Origin of the sequence: Streptomyces sp. MCA2, assembly GCF_023544705.1 — a bacterium.
Lineage (GTDB): Bacteria > Actinomycetota > Actinomycetes > Streptomycetales > Streptomycetaceae > Streptomyces > Streptomyces decoyicus.
The window spans coordinates 1-16766 of the sequence record NZ_JAMJFM010000092.1; the positions used below are offsets into that span (position 1 = coordinate 1).

At 71.5% G+C, this 16766-nt stretch carries 17 protein-coding genes; 13 read left to right on the top strand and 4 right to left on the bottom strand.

Translation table 11 applies throughout. From position 1 onward, the window contains the following. Positions 1-241 precede the first annotated feature (241 nt). From M8I34_RS40135 to M8I34_RS40155, 5 genes are all read left to right on the top strand, one after another. A complete protein-coding gene (locus tag M8I34_RS40135) occupies positions 242-2470 on the top strand; it encodes an ATP-dependent DNA helicase UvrD2 (RefSeq protein ID WP_308372794.1) in 2229 nt (742 codons plus the stop codon). Between the two features lie 143 nt (positions 2471-2613). After that, a complete protein-coding gene (locus M8I34_RS40140) occupies positions 2614-2940 on the top strand; it encodes a hypothetical protein (RefSeq protein ID WP_250058027.1) in 327 nt (108 codons plus the stop codon). Between the two features lie 117 nt (positions 2941-3057). After that, a complete protein-coding gene (locus M8I34_RS40145) occupies positions 3058-3411 on the top strand; it encodes a WhiB family transcriptional regulator (protein ID WP_030981630.1) in 354 nt (117 codons plus the stop codon). Continuing rightward, positions 3408-3731, top strand: a complete 324-nt coding sequence (locus M8I34_RS40150) for a hypothetical protein (protein WP_030081835.1) — start codon at positions 3408-3410, stop codon at positions 3729-3731. The genes M8I34_RS40145 and M8I34_RS40150 overlap by 4 nt, the downstream gene beginning before the upstream one ends. Before the next feature lie 103 nt (positions 3732-3834). Beyond that, complete coding sequence (locus tag M8I34_RS40155; protein WP_250058028.1) at positions 3835-4032, top strand: hypothetical protein; 198 nt, start codon at positions 3835-3837, stop codon at positions 4030-4032. Positions 4033-4128: 96 nt separating this feature from the next. On the opposite strand, the gene M8I34_RS40160 is transcribed toward M8I34_RS40155, so the two are convergent. Together M8I34_RS40160 and M8I34_RS40165 are read right to left on the bottom strand one after the other, a co-directional pair. After that, on the bottom strand, positions 4129-5565 hold the full coding sequence (locus M8I34_RS40160) for an AarF/ABC1/UbiB kinase family protein (protein ID WP_250058029.1): 1437 nt from the start codon (positions 5563-5565) through the stop codon (positions 4129-4131). A gap of 56 nt (positions 5566-5621) precedes the next feature. Continuing rightward, positions 5622-6749, bottom strand: coding sequence for a ThiF family adenylyltransferase (locus tag M8I34_RS40165; RefSeq protein WP_250058030.1), 1128 nt, complete (start codon positions 6747-6749; stop codon positions 5622-5624). 178 nt (positions 6750-6927) lie between these two features. Between M8I34_RS40165 and M8I34_RS40170 the strand changes: the two genes are divergently transcribed. From M8I34_RS40170 to M8I34_RS40185, 4 genes are all read left to right on the top strand, one after another. After that, complete coding sequence (locus M8I34_RS40170; protein ID WP_374211056.1) at positions 6928-7551, top strand: M48 family metallopeptidase; 624 nt, start codon at positions 6928-6930, stop codon at positions 7549-7551. A 114-nt stretch (positions 7552-7665) separates the two neighbouring features. After that, positions 7666-9390 (top strand): TerD family protein, encoded by a 1725-nt coding sequence (locus M8I34_RS40175; RefSeq protein ID WP_250058031.1) that lies wholly within the window; start codon positions 7666-7668, stop codon positions 9388-9390. Positions 9391-9401: 11 nt separating this feature from the next. Next, the gene (locus M8I34_RS40180; protein ID WP_030981641.1) at positions 9402-10085 is read left to right on the top strand and encodes an AIM24 family protein; all 684 of its coding nucleotides are present in this window, start codon (positions 9402-9404) and stop codon (positions 10083-10085) included. Positions 10086-10104: 19 nt separating this feature from the next. Continuing rightward, positions 10105-10863: an AIM24 family protein gene (locus M8I34_RS40185; RefSeq protein ID WP_250058032.1), complete on the top strand. Its 759-nt coding sequence runs from the start codon at positions 10105-10107 to the stop codon at positions 10861-10863. Between the two features lie 97 nt (positions 10864-10960). On the opposite strand, the gene M8I34_RS40190 is transcribed toward M8I34_RS40185, so the two are convergent. Together M8I34_RS40190 and M8I34_RS40195 are read right to left on the bottom strand one after the other, a co-directional pair. Next, positions 10961-11491, bottom strand: coding sequence for an NUDIX hydrolase (locus tag M8I34_RS40190; RefSeq protein WP_250058033.1), 531 nt, complete (start codon positions 11489-11491; stop codon positions 10961-10963). Further along, positions 11488-13011 carry a zinc-dependent metalloprotease gene (locus tag M8I34_RS40195; protein ID WP_250058034.1) on the bottom strand — a complete coding sequence of 508 codons (1524 nt, stop codon included), beginning with the start codon at positions 13009-13011 and terminating at the stop codon, positions 11488-11490. The genes M8I34_RS40190 and M8I34_RS40195 overlap by 4 nt, the downstream gene beginning before the upstream one ends. 192 nt (positions 13012-13203) lie before the next feature. Between M8I34_RS40195 and M8I34_RS40200 the strand changes: the two genes are divergently transcribed. The 4 genes from M8I34_RS40200 to M8I34_RS40215 form a co-directional block, all read left to right on the top strand. Further along, positions 13204-14355: an SDR family oxidoreductase gene (locus tag M8I34_RS40200; RefSeq protein WP_030981648.1), complete on the top strand. Its 1152-nt coding sequence runs from the start codon at positions 13204-13206 to the stop codon at positions 14353-14355. Positions 14356-14505: 150 nt separating this feature from the next. Further along, positions 14506-14985, top strand: a complete 480-nt coding sequence (locus tag M8I34_RS40205; RefSeq protein WP_250058035.1) for a molybdenum cofactor biosynthesis protein MoaE — start codon at positions 14506-14508, stop codon at positions 14983-14985. A gap of 379 nt (positions 14986-15364) precedes the next feature. Then, on the top strand, positions 15365-15547 hold the full coding sequence (locus tag M8I34_RS40210; RefSeq protein WP_244418800.1) for a hypothetical protein: 183 nt from the start codon (positions 15365-15367) through the stop codon (positions 15545-15547). Between the two features lie 127 nt (positions 15548-15674). Continuing rightward, positions 15675-16766, top strand: a 1092-nt coding sequence (locus tag M8I34_RS40215; RefSeq protein ID WP_250058036.1) for a PDZ domain-containing protein, incomplete at its 3' end; no start/stop codon positions are given.

Below are 16766 nucleotides of genomic sequence, written 5' to 3' on the forward strand. Positions count from 1 at the left end.
CTCGACATCTCACCCGCCCGCCATACGCTCGCTCGCCTCCCGTGCGCTCGACCGTCGCTTCCCGCCCGCTCGCCCGGCTCGACCGCTCGCCTCCCGCCCCCTCGACCGCCTGAACACAGCAAAGCATCCGCCGCGCCGGCGCGTCGTCGGTTGTCCACAGCGGCCGCGATGCGTACGACCGGGGTGCGGTGGCTGTGGACAGGGGTCCCGGACGTCTCTGTGGACCTGGCAGCATGGCGGGGTGACAGCAGCAACGCACTCCTCTCTTTTCCCGCCGGTGCCTGACTCGGCCGACGGGGTGCTCGACGGGCTCGACCCCGAGCAGCGCGAGGTCGCCACGGCTCTGCACGGCCCCGTCTGCGTGCTGGCCGGCGCCGGCACGGGCAAGACCCGTGCGATCACCCACCGGATCGCCTACGGGGTGCGGGCGGGGATCCTTCAGCCCGCGAGTGTGCTTGCGGTCACGTTCACGGCCCGCGCGGCCGGCGAGATGCGCGGGCGGCTGCGGCAGCTCGGCGCGGGCGGGGTCCAGGCCAGGACATTCCACTCCGCGGCCCTGCGGCAGCTCCAGTTCTTCTGGCCGAAGGCCGTCGGCGGCGAGGTCCCGCGGCTGCTGGACCGCAAGATCCAGCTCGTCGCGGAGGCCGCCGCCCGCTGCGGCATCCGGTTCGACCGCAACGAGCTGCGCGATGTCACGGCCGAGATCGAATGGTCCAAGGTCACCCAGACCGTGCCGGCCGACTATCCGGCCGCGGTCGTCAAGGCCGGCCGCGAGGCGCCGCGCGACGCCGCCGAGATCGGGCAGATCTACCGCACGTACGAACAGCTCAAGCGGGAGCGGGGCAGCATCGACTTCGAGGATGTGCTGCTGCTCACGGTCGGTGTGCTCCAGGACCGGCACGACATCGCCGAGCAGGTCCGTTCCCAGTATCAGCACTTCGTCGTCGACGAGTACCAGGACGTCAGCCCGCTCCAGCAGCGGCTGCTGGAGCTCTGGCTGGGGGACCGCGACACTCTCTGTGTGGTCGGCGACGCCAGCCAGACGATCTACAGCTTCACCGGCGCCACCCCCGACCACCTCCTCAACTTCCGCACCCGCCATCCGAACGCGACGGTGGTCAAGCTCGTCCGCGACTACCGTTCCACCCCCCAGGTCGTGCACCTCGCCAACGGCCTCCTCACCCAGGCCAAGGGGCGCGCGGCCGAGCAGCGGCTGGAGCTGGTCTCGCAGCGCGAGGCCGGGCCCGAGCCCGTGTACACGGAGTACGCCGACGAGCCCGCCGAGGCCGAGGGCACCGCCCGCCGGATCCGTGACCTGATCGCCGCCGGTGTGCCCGCCGGCGAGATCGCCGTGCTCTTCCGTATCAACGCCCAGTCCGAGGTCTACGAGCAGGCGCTGGCCGACGTCGGCGTGCCGTATCAGCTGCGGGGCGCCGAGCGGTTCTTCGAGCGGCCCGAGGTGCGCGAGGCCGGCGTCAAGCTGCGTGGCGCGGCCCGCTTCGGCGCCAACGACGCGCTGCTCGACGACGCCGTGGACCTGCCGTCCGAGGTGCGGGCGGTGCTCAGCGACATGGGCTGGACGAGCCGGCCGCCGGCCGGCTCGGGGGCGGTCCGCGACCGCTGGGAGTCGTTGGCGGCTCTGGTGCGGCTCGCCGAGGACTTCGCCGAGGCCCGGCCCGCGGCCACCCTCGCCGACCTCGTCGCCGAGCTGGACGAGCGGGCCAACGCCCAGCACGCCCCGACGGTCGAAGGGGTGACGCTCGCGTCCCTGCACGCCGCCAAGGGCCTGGAGTGGGACGCCGTCTTCCTGGTCGGTCTCACCGAAGGCATGATGCCGATCACCTACGCCAAGACCGATGAGCAGATAGAGGAGGAGCGCCGGCTGCTGTATGTCGGCGTCACCCGCGCCCGGCTGCATCTGGCCCTGTCCTGGTCGCTGGCGCGCTCTCCCGGTGGGCGGGCCTCCCGCCGCGCCAGCCGCTTCCTCAGCGGTCTGCGGCCCGGTTCCGGGGCGGTGGCCGGGCGTCGCACGCCGGGCGCGGTCTCGGGGGGCGTCGAGCGAGGCGACGGGGCGGCGGCGGTGGCGCGGCGTCCCAAGCACCGCAGCCCGGCCCGCTGCCGGGTCTGCAACAAGACCCTCACGGACGCGGGCGAGATGAAGCTGATGCGGTGTGAGGACTGCCCCTCGGAGCTCGACGAGGCGCTCTACGAGCGGCTGTGCGAGTGGCGGGCCGAGCAGGCCGCGCGTTCCCGGCAGCCCGCCTACTGCGTCTTCACCGACAAGACACTGATGGCGATCGCGGAGGCCGTTCCGGGAACCGAATCGGAGCTTGCGGTCATCTCAGGAGTGGGGCGGCGGAAGTTCGACCGCTACGGCAGTGATGTGCTGGCAATCTGTGCCGGCGAGGAGCTCGTGGGAGCTTCGGAGGACGGCTCCGAGGACGCCGCGAAAAACTCGTCGGAAAAATAGTTTGCGCGCGCGGAGCGCATCCCCATAGCCTTCGGAAGCACGGAGACAACGGAATCTTCCGAGATCCGATGGATCCGTGCTGTACTTGAACACCCTGGAACGGGATTCCCGGTCCACCGAGACGCCGAGAGGAGGCGAGCCCAGTGATCAGCATCATCAAGACCGACAAAATGACCGATCTCTCGGTCGTCGCCACCTGCCCGCTCGGCTCCTCGCTCCCGGGTACCGGTCTGTCCGGCTTCGGCCGCCTGTCCGGTATCGAGGTCGCGCGCCCCGAGTTCCTCGCTGTGCTGACGCGCAGTGAGCGCACCGCGCGACCGACCGAGGCACCTGCGGTAGCAGCAACGAGGGCATCGGCGAATGCCCTTGTCTTCGCGGCGGCCAATGGTGCCGGATCCCGGAAGCAGTACCAGACGCAGCATGAAATGTGGGCCTACCGCGGCCTCGAACCCTGGAGAGATCCAGCCTGATCGGCACGATCAGGTCGGCACCTTCCAGGGCCGCGGAACCCACACCGGGATCCGCGGCCCTTTTGTTTGCCCACGCGCCCGCCACCAGCGGGCCGAACAGACGAGGAACACACCACCGTGCAACTCCAGACGCACACCCCGTCCGTAGCGACCGACCTGATCCCTCCGCCCGACCCTCAGGAGAACCCCTTGCTGCCCCTCACCGAGCTCGACGACGAGATCGACCGCCTCGGCGCCGCTGTTCCGTGCCGCACGTATGACCCCGAGGTCTTCTTCGCGGAGTCCCCGGCCGACGTCGAGTACGCCAAGACGCTGTGCCAGAGCTGTCCCGTCCGTGAGGCATGTCTCGCCGGTGCCAAAGACCGCCGTGAGCCGTGGGGCGTCTGGGGCGGCGAGCTCTTCGTCCAGGGTGTCGTCGTACCCCGGAAGCGTCCGCGTGGCCGTCCGCGCAAGAACCCGGTTGCGGCATGAACTCCATCGGCACAGGAACGATCGACCATCCCGTCACACGGGATCCCCAGAAGCAGGACCTCACGATGAATCCCTCCCTCACCGACACCCCCGTCCCCGTGAATGTGAACGCCGACGCGATCGAGTCGCGTCAGAACAGGAACCTCGCCATGCAACTCATCCCAGAAGCCCTGGCGCGTGCGCATATGCACGAACGCCTGCAAGAGGCTGAATCGGAACGCAGGGCTCATCGGCTCGCCGCCGCGCGGCGTATGCAGCGGCGTGCCGAGCGCGCGTCGCTCCGTGCCCGCCGTGCACTGGCGATGGCCGTGATGCAGTAAGGCAGTGCGCTGATGCCGCCACCCATGGGGTCCGTCCGACAGGGCGGGCCCCATCGTGCGTTGTATCCCGCTTTCATGGGGCTGGCGGGGATATCGTCGGCTGGTGGACCAGAAGACGCATGAACAGGCGGAGTTGGCTGACGGGGACACCGTGTGCGCCGGTTGCGGCGCGGTCACCGAGGGCTCTCCGCCGACCTGGACCTGCTCCGTCGAGAGCGGTGAGCGCCGCTACTTCTGTGACAGCTGCGCGCGGGAGAACATCCGGGCCATCGAGGGACGCCTGGATTCGAGCTGGTGGTGAGACCGGGCGGCACCGGGGCCGGCAGGCGCTCGGGCCATCCCGTCCGCTCCGGTGGCCGGAGCGGACGGCCGGGTCCGTGCGGCCCGGCGGCCCCGCTCAGGCCGGGGTCTGCTCGACGGCCTCCTTGCCGAGGCCCACACTGATGGCCTCGTCCTCGATGGCGATGCCGGTCATGTCCGGGCCGGCCGGCTCCTCCTCGGGTACAAAGCCGGGCAGCCATGCCTCGAGTTCGTCGCGCAGCCGTACCGCCGCCCCCAGCTGGCACAGCACACCGATCGTGCTCAACGTCACACGGTGGATCAGGAGGTACGCGGGCGGCAGATTGAGCTGTTTGGCCAACTGGTAGGCGGGGGAGCGCGGATCGCCGATCCGGGTCGCCTGATGGCGCATCCAGCCCCGGGTGAAGGTGAACTCGTCCACCTGGGCGGGGTCGATGATCGGCAGCAGATATTCCAGTACCGCGTCCGGATCCAGCTCGATGGACTCCTTGACGAAGCCCTCCTCGCACAGCAACTGGTAGACGGCGTCCGCCTCGCCGTCCAGCGTCATCCGCAGCGAGGTGCCGATCGTCGGCGGCAGTCCGTCGGGCAGCCGGTCGACGGTGCCGAAGTCCAGCACCCCCAGCCGCCACTCCTCGACGGGGCCGTCGGGGGAGTCCCCGGCCAGCAGCCGGAAGTTCCCCGGGTGCGGGTCGGCGTGCAGCAGGCCCGTACGGGCGGGGCCGGAGAAGAGGAAGCGCGCCAGGAGCTGACCGGCCCGGTTGCGTTGCTCGTCGGTGCCGTCGGCGATCACCTCCGACAGCGGCATGCCCTCCATCCACTCCGTCACCAGGACCTCGTCGCACTGGTGGACCACGGCGGGCACCACGACATCCGGGTCGTCGGCGAACTCCTCGGCATGCGCCCGCTGGGCCTCCGCCTCCAGGGAGTAGTCCAGCTCCTCCGAGACCCGGTCGCGCAGCTCGGTGATCAGCGGCTTGATGTCCATGCCCGGGATCAGCGGGCCCAGCAGCCGGGCGAACCGGCTCAGCTGTGCCAGGTCGGACAGCAGTGCCTGGCCGGCGCCCGGATACTGCACCTTGACGGCCACCTCACGGCCGTCGTGCCACACCGCGCGGTGGACCTGCCCGATCGAGGCCGCCGCGGCCGGTTTGTCCTCGAACTCCTCGAACAGCTCCCGCCAGTCCTCGCCGAGCTGCTCGGCCAGCACCGAGTGCACCGTGCTCGTCGGCATCGGCGGCGCCGCCTCCTGAAGCTTCGTCAGGGCGGCGCGGTAGGGGCCGGCGATCTCCTCGGGCAGCGCCGACTCGAAGACGGACAGTGCCTGCCCGAACTTCATCGCCCCGCCCTTCAGCTCACCGAGGACCTTGAAGAGCTGTTCGGCGGTGCGCTGTTGAAGCTCCCGGCCGACGATTTCGGCGGATCTGCCGCCGATCCGCTTGCCGAGGCCCCAGGTGGCACGGCCGGCGAACCCCAGTGGCAGCGCGGCCAGCTTGGCGGTGCGGGTGACCGCCTTGCGGGGAAGATCAGACATGCGCCCCTCCAACTCACACTGTCCCCCAACCGGGGTTACTCCGTCATTGTGGCGTGTCACGGCCGAGGATCCGAGGCGCCTGCCGAAGCCAGCGGGACGGCAGCGCCGCAGCCGCACTCCGGATGCGGCTCGATGCGCACCGTCCGCACGCTCGCACAGGGCGAGGCGAGCTCCATCCGCGCCCCTGTGCACGGCGGCAGTTCACCGTCGAGGAACGTGAGCGCCTGGACAGCGGCGACCCCCGCGACCGCCGTGGCCAGCGCGGCATCGCAGGCCGGCACAGCGGGGGAGCCACGGCCCGACCGCCACTGCGCCAGCAGCCGCGGCCAGGCAGGCTCCGCGTCCGTACGGCGTAATTCATCGCAGCGGGCACAGGCCGAACCTCCGGGCAGCACCAACGGACCCACCACACCCGTGCCCTCGATCACCCCGGCGTAAAGATGCGGGATTCCGGCAGTGAGCAACGGCTCGGAGATCACGGGGTCGGGGGCGTAGGCGCCGAGCCCGTCGCGCGGGGCGAGCACCACGAGGGACAACCCGGGCTCGCCGGACTCGCTGACCGGGACCCGCGGCCGCGGCGTACGGCTCCAGGGGGAGGCCTGGTGCACCAGCCGTTGCGCGGCGGCACCGCGCCGCTCGCCGATCCGCTCGGCCGGCAGCCCGCCGGGCATCACGTCCCACGGCTGGACCATGCCGCCGTCGACCACCTCCACCCGGCCGATCCCCGAGGCCGAGAGCAGCGCCGCGATGGCGGCGCCGACCCGCCCGGCCCCCTTGACCTTGGCCCGGACCGCGCGCCGCGCCCCCATCCGGCCCAGGGCGCCCGCGGGTTCCGGATGCCGCACCGACAGCGAAGCCAGATCGGGCCGCAGCTGCTCGAAGGCGGCGTGGTCCGCCCGTACGGCCTCGGCCGCCGCCCCGCCCGCGGTGGGGGCCTCCAGCAGACCGGCCGCGCCGAGCCGGTCCACCACGCCCCGTGCGTGCTCGGGCGGGATGTCCAGCAGTGCGGCCTCCTCGATCAATTGCTGCATCGTGCGCGTGCCGTCGATCAGCGAGAGGAAGCTGCCGGTCGCCGTGTCGACCGGGCCGACCACCTTCGCATGCGCCGGCGCCACGCCGAAGCGCACCGTTTCCCTGTCCCGCCAGCCGCGCCGCAGCGCGGGCTTGAGCATCGGATGTCCCATCTCCGCCCCCGTCCTTCGTCGTCCGGCTCACAGCATGCGCCGAACGGCCGATCCCCGCGGAAGTTATCCACAGGCAGTGGGTATTCGTCATACAAGCGGTGCACGCCATGGAGTGGTTCGGTGGCGAACCGTCCGCGGGGCGGGACTTCCCGCAGCCCCAGCGGGTAACGTCGGGCGCGTGCCCGCCGACCCTTCCCACGGCCCAGGGGAGACACCCTTGCGCCGCGCCGCTGACACATCGCGCAGGGCTGCCCCGAGCCCCCCGTCCCGGGGGTCCGGCACCAGCGCCGTCGAGGTGCGCCGCAGCTCACGGCGGCGCAGAACGGTCTCGGCGTACCGCGAGGGCGACCGCACGGTTGTCCTGATTCCGGCGCGTATGTCCGAGGCCGAGGAGCAGCGCTGGGTCACCGTCATGCTGGACAAGCTCGCCGCCCAGGAGAGCAAGCGGATACTGGGCGACGGCGAACTGGCCGAGCGCGCCGGGCGGCTGTCCGGCCAGTATCTGGAGGGCCGGGCCCGCCCCGCGTCGGTGCGCTGGGTGACCAACCAGAACACCCGCTGGGGCTCGTGCACCCCTGCCGAGGGCAGCATCCGCCTGTCGCACCGCCTCCAGGGCATGCCGGAGTACGTCATCGACTACGTCCTGCTGCACGAACTCGCCCATCTGCTCGTCCCCGGCCACGGCCCCCGGTTCTGGCGCCTGCTGGAGGCCTACCCCCGTACGGAGCGGGCCCGTGGCTACCTCGAAGGAGTGGTCGCGGCCGACCGGCTGCCCCATCTGCCCGCCGCCCGTGGTGATTGACCGCGCGAAACCGGACGAGATCCGCCGTGCCCCGGCATCGCCCGCTGTCGGCGCCAGCGGTTAGCCTGGCCGCGCAGAAGAACTCACAGCGGGAGCGGGGGACGGGCGTTACGTATGGCCAGGGAATTCCAGCGGGGCCACAAGGCCAAAATCGGTGATCTGACGGCGGGAACGGATCTGTACGTCGGCGTGCAGATCGCCGGGCCCGGCCTGACCTTCGACATCAGCTGCTTCGGCCTGGACGCCGACGAGCGGCTGTCCGACGACCGGTACTTCATCTTCTTCAACCAGCCCAAGTCGCCCGAGGAGTCGATCCAGCTGCTCGGGGCGCAGGCCGGCGACAGCGAGTCGTTCCGGGTCACCCTCGACAAGATCCCGTCGCACATCCAGAAGCTCTCCTTCACCGCCGCACTCGACGGCGCGGGCCAGGTCTCCCAGATCGGCCCCGGCTACCTCCGGATCGTGGCCGGCGGCGAAGAGGTCGCCCGCTACTCCTTCACGGGCAGCGAGTTCAGCACCGAGCGCGCCGTCATGCTCGGCGACTTCTACCTCAAGGACGTCTGGCGGTTCGCCGCGGTCGGCCAGGGCTTCGACGGCGGACTCGACGCGCTGCTGAAGAACTTCGGCGGCGAGGTCGCCGAAGAGGCCGAGGCGGCGCCGGAGCAGCCCGCGGCAGCACAGGGCGTGCCCGGCTTCGCGCCGCCCCCCGGGGCAGCGGCCCCGGCACCGTCCTTCGGGGCGCCCGCCGCCGCACCCGTACCACCGCAGCCCGCGCCCGACTTCGGCCCGCCGCAGGGCGCGCCCCAGGCGCCCCAAGCGCCCCCGGCCGCACCGCAGCCGGCCCCCGCACCGCAGCCCACCGCCCCGCAGGTGCACAACGCGCCCACCATCGCCGCGCCGATGGCCCCGCCCGCTGTGCCCGGACCGCCCGGCCAGCAGCCGCCGGCCCCCTACGGCCAGCCGGCACCCGGCCAGGACCCGTACGGGCAGCCGCAGACCGCACCCGGCGGTTTCCCCGGCCAGCAGGCCCCGCAGGCACCGCCCTACGGCCAGCCCGCCCCGCCGCCCGGCGGCTACGGCGCCCCGCAGGGCCAGCCCGCCCCGTACGGACAGCCGGGGCCGCCCCCGGGTGCCCCGTACCCGGGCGGCCAGGCACCGGCCGTGCCCCAGGGCGGCGGCCCCGGCCTCGGCGCCGTACTGGACAAGTACAAGGAAGCGCCCACCGGCCAGCGCTGGGCCCCGCAGAACAGCCGGCTGATCCGCGTCGACCTCGGCGTCGACGGCCAGCCGGTGCTCGCCCGCCAGGGCAGCATGGTGCTCTACCAGGGCAAGGTCGACTTCGGCTACAAGGGCGCCGGCTTCCGCGGCCGGATCGTCGGCAACGCCACCGGCCAGGAGATGCAGCTGATGCGCTGCACCGGCCAGGGCCAGGTCTTCTTCGCGGAGAACAGCGCCCACGTCCACCCCATCGAGCTCCAGGGTGACGCCATCTGTGTGTCCGCCGAGAGCGTCCTCGCCTTCGACGAGTCGCTTCAGCACGAGGTCCGCCGGATCGAGGGCCACGGCATCCCCGGTGGCGCCCTGTTCACCATGCAGTTCCAGGGGACCGGCACCCTCGTCGTCAAGTCCCAGGGCACCCCGGTCGTGCTGCCGGTCACCCCGACCACCTTCGCCGACGCCAACGCCATCGTGGCCTGGTCCGCGGCCTCGCAGGTGATCATCTCCAGTCAGGTGAGCCTGCGCCGGCACGCCTTCCCCGGCCACTCCGGCGAGACCGTGAACCTCCAGTTCCGCGGCGCGCCCGGCAACTTCATCGTCGTCCAGCCCTACGAGGTCTGAGGGAGCCCGTCATGAACCAGCAGCAGCTGTCGGGCTACGTCCCGACCCCGCCCGCCGCCCGTATGGAGAACCACGGCAGCGCCATGGTGAAGATCGCCATGCAGAGCGGCCAGGACGTCTTCGCACGCACCGGCTCGATGGTCGCCTACGAAGGTTTCGTCCAGTACGAGCCGAACCCGCCCGCCGTCCGCCAGATGGCCTCCCAGTGGCTCACCGGCGAAGGCGCACCCCTGATGAAGTGCTCCGGCGACGGCGTGCTCTACCTCGCCGACTACGGCGCCGACGTGGTCTGCATCCACCTCAATGGTGACTCGCTCTCCGTCAACGGCACCAACCTCCTCGCCTTCGACACCCAGCTCCAGTGGGGCGTACAGCGCGTCAAGGGCATGGCGAAGTTCGCCGGCCAGGGACTCTTCAACGTCGGTATCTCCGGCACCGGCTGGGTCGCCCTGACCTCCCGCGGCACGCCCATCGTCGTCGACTGCGGCCGCGGCGAGGACGAGACCTATGTGGACCCGGACGCCCTGGTCGCCTGGTCGACGCATCTGAAGATGAAGGGCAAGCGCAGCTTCAAGGCGTCCTCGATGATCGGACGCGGCAGCGGCGAGGCATACCAACTGGGCTTCTCCGGCGAGGGGTTCGTCGTCGTCCAGCCCAGCGAGGACAGCACCGACCGGCTCCGGGCCCGGGGCTGAGGGGGAGGACGAACACCCAATGCAGAGTCCGCTTTTCGCCTTCACCGAGGCACAGACCCAGGACCGCTACGCGCTTCAGAACAGCCAGTTGCTGCGCGTCGCCCTCCAGGGCCACGAGGACGTCCTCGCCCGCAAGGGCACGATGGTCGCCTACCAGGGGCTGCTCGAATTCGAGGGCAACTACCAGACCCAGGGCCAGCACCGGGCCCGCGCGCACTCCGGTGAGGGCCTCGACCTGATGCGCGTCTCCGGGCAGGGCACGGTCTATCTGGCCAACCTCGGCCAGTACGTCCATGTCGTCGACATCGACCACGACGGCCTGACCGTCGACAGCAGCTACGTCCTGGCACTGGACTCCGGCCTCCACTGGGACGTCGTCTCCGTCGACAGCCAGTACGGCATCTCCGGCACCGGCAAGTACCAGCTCAACATCTCCGGACGGGGCAAGGTCGCCCTGATGACCTCCGGCCAGCCGCTGATGATGCAGGTCACGCCGGATAAGTACGTCAACGCCGACGCCGACGCGGTGGTCGCCTGGTCCGCCTCGCTGCGCGTGCAGATGCAGGCGCAGACGCACTCCTCCGGGGTGTGGCGGCGGCGCGGCAACACGGGCGAGGGCTGGGAGCTCAGCTTCCTCGGCCAGGGCTACGCACTGGTCCAGCCCAGCGAGCTGCTGCCGCCGCAGAACGCCGTCATCGGCTCCGGTGCGGCCGCCCAGTTCGGCATGGGCCAGCAGGGCGCCCGGGGGCAGAACCAGGGCAACATCTTCACCAACTGACCCCTGCCGATGCACCGTTGACGCACTCCGGCGCCCGCCCCAGGAAGGGGCGGGCGCCGGAGTACGTGCGTGGTGGGACCGCTGCCGCCGGCTGCCGCTAGAGGAGTGCCCGGGTGCGCTCCACCAGGCGCACCACCGACGTATCGGCGACGCCGGGCACCTCGTCGTAGGCGAACCACCGCAGATCCAGTGACTCGTCGCTGATCGCCGCCACCGCGTCCGCGGGCGCCAGCGCCGCGTACTGGACGTCCAGATGCACCGCGCACGGCGTGTGATGACGGTCCAGCCGCACCGGGCCACCGGGCAGCAGCGTCAGCCCCTGCGCGATCCCGGACTCCTCCCGCGCCTCACGCAGCGCGGCATCGGCCGGCGTGGCGTCCTCAGGCTCGCAGTGGCCGCCCATCTGCAACCACATCTCCAGCTTGCGGTGCAGGGTGAGCAGCACCCGGCCGCCGGCCGGATCGATCACCAGCGCGCTGGCCGTGAGGTGCCCGTCCTTGCAGGGCTTCCACATGCCGTCCTGATGAGCGGCGAGGTGGTCCAGGTACGCCAGCCGCAGCTGCTCCTGACCGTCGGACGGCGCGGACCACTCCTTCAGCGTCCGCGCCGCCTCCGCATGCAGACTCACGTGGCGTCGTCACCCTTGCTCTCACCGGGAGCCTCGTCCGGGCCGTCGTTCCCCGGGCTGTCCTTCCCCGGGCTGTCCTTCCCCGGGCTGTCCTTCCCCGGGCCGTCGTTCCCCGGGGCGGGCTTGCCCGGTGCCGGCTTGCCGCCGCTCGCGGCCTCGCCCAGCATCTTGTCGAGCTCGGAGAAGTCCGGCTGCTCGTGGTGCACAAAGCCGTCCGGGTCATCCAGATCGGCCGCCGTCGGCAGCATGTCAGGGTGCTCCCACAGGCCGTCGCGGCCCTCCAGGCCCCGCGCGTCCGTCAGCGACGCCCACAGCCGCGAGGCGTCCCGCAGCCGCCGCGGACGCAGCTGGAGACCGATCAGTGTCGAGAACGTCTGCTCGGCGGGGCCACCGCTCGCCCGGCGCCGCCGCAGCGTCTCCCGGAGCTTGTCCGCGGACGGCAGATGCGGCTTGGCGGCGGCGTGCACCACCGCGTCCACCCAGCCCTCGACCAGCGCCAGCGCGGTCTCCAGCCTGGCCAGAGCCGCCTTCTGCTCCGGGGTGTCCTCGGGCTGGAACATGCCCTGCTGAAGCGCGTTCTGAAGCTCCTCGGGATGCTGCGGATCGATCTGGCCGACCACATCCTCCAGCTTGGTCGTGTCGACCTTGATGCCGCGCGCATAGCCCTCGACGGCACCGAACAGATGCGAGCGCAGCCACGGCACATGGGCGAAGAGCCGCTGGTGGGCGGCCTCGCGCAGGGCCAGATACAGCCGCACTTCCTCTTCCGGCACGCCCAGGCCCTCGCCGAACGTCGCGATGTTCCCGGGCAGCAGCGCGGCCTTGCCGGCCGGACCCAGCGGAAGTCCGATGTCCGTCGAACCGACGACCTCACCGGCGAGCACGCCCAGCGCCTGGCCGATCTGGGTGCCGAACATCGCGCCGCCCATGGAGCGCATCATCCCGAGCAGCGGGCCCGCCATGGCCTGCATCTCCTCGGGAAGCACGTCGCCCATGGCCGCCCCGACGCGCTCGGCGAGCGGGTTGACCAGGTCCTTCCACACCGGAAGGGTCTCCTCGACCCACTCGGCGCGGCTCCAGGCCACCACCGAGCCGGAGCCCGACGGCAGGGAGGTCACACCGTCCAGCCACAGGTCGGCGAGGCGCACGGCCTCCTCGACCGCGGTCCGCTCGCCCGGCGACAGGCTGGCGTCCTTGCTGCCGTTCTCGGCGCCCTGCGCGACGGTCTGCCGCGCGATGTCCTTGGCCATGTCCCAGTTCACCGGGCCGCCCTCGTAGGAGAGCATCTGTCCGAGCTTCTGGAAGGCGGCGCCCAGGTCACCAGGGTTCATTTCGCCGCCGGGGCCGCCCATGCCGCCGAAGAGCGCCGCGAACGGGTTGTCCGCGCCGCCGCTCCCGCCGCCGAACCCGAACGGGTCCGCGGGGCCCTGGCTACCTCCCTGGCCGCCCTTCTTCTTGCCGTTGTCGCCGTCCTCCGGCTCCTCCGGCGGAAGGCCGAATCCAAATGGGGTGTCACTCACGGGTTTCCTCGGCTCGTAGGGCCGCCGACCAGGTGGCCGACGGCGGCTGCCCGACATCACCTCCAGCGTAGACACCCGGACCGCTTCGGGGCTCGGTGCTTCGCTGTCCCGGTGGCTGGGGCAGGATGGACGCCACCTGGTGCGCACGCATGACCACACGTCCGCACTGAAGACAACCGCTGGAGACGCCCGGTGAGTTCCCCAGATCCGACCGTTCGCGCAGCGCGAAACGCTGCGGCCCAGACCGAGAAGACAGGCACCACCGCAGGCGGGGCCACGGACCGGCCGCTGCGCCGGCCCGTGGTGGCCGTCACCGGAGCCGCCTCCGGAGTGGGTGCGCTGCTGACGCGCGCCCTGGTCGCCTCGGACGAGGTCAAGGAGGTGGTGGCCATCGACGAGCGGCGCGGCGACGTCGCCGAGGCGCACTGGCACGTCCTGGACGTCCGGGACCCGGCCATCGCCGAGAAGCTGCGCGGCGCCGATGTCGTCGTGCACCTGGCGCTCGACCTCGACCTGGAGACCGACGACGCGGCGCGCACCGCGTACAACGTGCGCGGCACCCAGACCGTGCTCACCGCCGCCGCGGCCGCCGGCGTCCACCGGGTGGTGCTGTGCACCTCCGCCATGGTCTACGGGGCGCTGCCCGACAACGACGTCCCGCTGGCCGAGGACGCCGAGCTGCGGGCCACCGCGGACGCCACCGGTGTCGGCGACCTCCTGGAGATCGAGCACCTGGCACACCGCGCGCCGCGTGCACACCCCGGCCTGAACGTCACCGTGCTGCGCCCCACCGTCCTGGTGGGCGGCACGGACACCGCGCTGACCCGCTACTTCGAATCGCCCCGCCTCCTGGTCGTCGCCGGATCCCGCCCCGCCTGGCAGTTCTGCCATGTTGAGGACCTGGTCAGTGCGCTGGAGTTCGCCGCGCTGGAGAAGGTCGACGGCGAGCTGGCGGTGGGCTGCGACGGCTGGCTGGAGCAGGAGGAGGTCGAGGAGCTCTCCGGCATCCGTCGCATGGAGCTGCCGTCCTCGGTGGCCCTGGGCGCCGCCGCCCGGCTGCACCGCATCGGCCTGACGCCGTCGCCCGCAGGGGACCTCGCGTACACGATGCACCCGTGGGTGGTCAGCGGCAGCCGGCTGCACGATGCGGGCTGGCGGCCCCGGTGGACGAACGAGGAGGTGCTCGCCGAGCTCCTGGAAGAGGTCGCCGGACGGCACACCGTCGCCGGCCGCCGGCTGGGCCGCAAGGACGCCACCGCCGCGGGTGCCGCCGGCGCCACCGTGGCCCTGCTGGGCACCGCCGCTCTGGTGCGGCGCGCCCGTAAGGCCCGCCGCCGCCTCTGAGCGGAACCGGGCGGGGAGGGCCGGGCGGGCCGGGCGGGCCGGGCGGGCCGGGGGAGCCTCCGCCGGGCTGGAGGAGTCTCCATACGGCGGCCGGGACGACCGGCGGAAAGGGCCATTCCCCGCCGTGCCCGCGTACGGCACGATGGGGGTATGTCTGGCACGCCCTCCCCTTCGTCCCCCGGCCGCGACCACCCCGGTGAGCAGGCCGCGGCGGATCCGGTCCGGCTCCTGGAGATCCGCGACACCGCGCTGTCCGTGGACGAGGTGTTCGCGGCCGTGGGAGACACGGCGGCGGGCGGCACGGCCCTGTTCGTCGGCACGGTCCGCTCGCACGACAACGGCGCCGACGTCGACGGCCTGGGCTACTCCGCGCACCCGACGGCCGAGGCGGAGATGCGCCGGATCGCCGAGAAGGTGATCGCCGACTTCCCGGTGCGGGCGCTGGCCGCCGTCCACCGCGTGGGCGATCTGCGCATCGGTGATCTTGCCGTGGTCGTCGCGGTGTCCTGCCCGCACCGGGGCGAGGCGTTCGAGGCCTGCCGCAAGCTGATCGACGACCTCAAGCACGAGGTACCGATCTGGAAGCATCAGACGTTTTCCGACGGCACCGAGGAATGGGTAGGCGCGTAGCGCCTTCTTCTGGGGGTGGAGGTCGGGCGACGGGAGGGCGGGTAGGCGCGTAGCGCCTTCTTCTGGGGGTGGAGGTCGGGCGACGGGCGGGCGGGTAGGCGCGTAGCGCCTTTCTTCTGGGTCGACGGGCGGGCGCGCAGGCGTCCTCCAAGACGGAGATCGGCCCGGTGCGTAACGACGCGTTCCCGGGGCAGGCGATACGGCAGACGCAGCGGGCAATGGCCCTGTAGCCATGGGGTGGTGGCCTCCGAACGCGAGGCCGAACCGGTGCCTTGTGCTCCGGTTGCGTAACCCGCCCCCTGGCGCAAGCGTTGACCCAGCAGATGGTTAATCTGCTTATTCGTCGATCGCGGTCGTAAAAGGGGTTGGGAGGTCGCTGGTGGGTGCGCTCCTCTGGTTGCTGATTCCGGTGGGTGCCGGGCTGATTGCCGCGGTGTGGAGCAGCTGGGCCCTGCGGAACCGCAAGACCGGGGACGTGGCGGAGCTCGCGGGCTATGCACGGTTCCGTGACGCCATGGAAAGAGAGCATTCCGTTCCCGACCCCGCCTCGGACCCCGTCTGACCGTTCTCCGGCCGTTCGCGGAAGCAAGCGCCACCCTTCGGGATGACGGCCGCGTACGGGCGGGTGTTCGACCTCGTACGGACGGCCCCGCGGGCCGGTTGTCATACCCGTCCCGTACTGTCGTTCCATGCCACGCCGCACCGCGACGCTGCTCGCCTCGACCCTGATGCTGATCGCGCTGCTCTGCGCCGGGGTGCTGATCCCCGTGCCGTATTCCGAGATGTCACCGGGACCGACGGTCAACACCCTCGGTGATCACGACGGCGAGCCGGTGTTGCAGATCTCGCGACGCAAGACGTACCCGACGACCGGTCATCTCAACATGACCACCGTCCGCGTCACGGGCCCCGACTACCACATGAACCTCTTCGAAGCGGTGTACGGCTGGCTCGACCACGACAACGCCGTGGTGCCGCACAAGACGCTCTACCCCGAGGGGCAGACGGCCGAGCAGGCCGACCAGGAGAACGCCGAGGAGTTCAGCCAGTCCCAGGAGAGCGCCAAGTCCTCCGCCCTCAGCCAGCTGCACGTGCCGTTCGCCAGCCAGACCGTCGTCGGGTCCGTCGTCAAGGACAAGCCGGCCGACGGGCGGCTGCACGCGGGCGATGTGATCAAGGCAGTGGACGGCACGGAGGTCAAGCAGGCCGGCGATGTCGCCAAGCTCGTCACCCGTCACAAGCCGGGCGGCAAGGTCGTCTTCACGATCATCCCCGCCAAGGACGCCGCCGCGGCGGAGAAGCAGGGCAAGAAGCCCCGGACCGGCGCGAAGCAGATCGCGATCACCACGCAGAAGGCGGACGACGGCCGCGCCATCGTGGGCATCCAGGCCGGGGTGGATCACATCTTCCCGTTCCCCATCGACGTCAAGCTGGCCGATGTCGGCGGCCCGAGCGCCGGGCTGATGTTCGCGCTCGGCATCGTCGACAAGCTCACGCCCGGGGACATGACGGGCGGCAAGTTCGTGGCCGGTACGGGCACCATCGACGACAAGGGCAAGGTCGGCCCGATCGGTGGCATCTCGATGAAGACGGTCGGTGCGCGGGACAAGGGCGCGGAGTTCTTCCTGACGCCCAAGGAGAACTGCGCCGCCGCGGCCAAGGACACCCCGCAGGGGCTCACCCTGGTCAAGGTCGGCACCATAGGCGACGCCGTCAAGGCGCTGGAGAAGATCCGCAAGGGCGACACCGCCGGGCTGCCGAGCTGTAGCCCCGCAGCCCGG